General features: G+C 46.4%; 1 pseudogene. It reads left to right on the top strand.

What is annotated here, in order from left to right:
• Positions 1-265: pseudogene (locus CWC11_RS21200) on the top strand (ribosome biogenesis GTPase Der); the annotation flags it as partial.

Raw genomic sequence — 265 nt, 5'->3', positions numbered from 1 at the left:
TGTATCAAATCGCCGCTGCGCATGGTCGTGGTATTACCCAGCTGTTAGACCTGACGTTACAGCCTGTTATTGCTGAATTAGCCGCTGAAGAAGATGAACTTGCACAAGATGATGCAGACTTAGCTGAACTTTACCTAGAAGGTGAAGAGGGCGCACACGAAGATAGCAAGACTGGGTTTGAAGACAAGCCAGTTAAACTTGCCATTATAGGGCGTCCAAATGTGGTCAAATCGACGTTAACCAACCGTATTTTGGGTGAAGAACG

The organism is Pseudoalteromonas sp. S3178 (genome assembly GCF_005886985.1).
Lineage (GTDB): Bacteria > Pseudomonadota > Gammaproteobacteria > Enterobacterales > Alteromonadaceae > Pseudoalteromonas > Pseudoalteromonas carrageenovora.
This window is presented reverse-complemented; position numbering and strand designations above follow the sequence as displayed.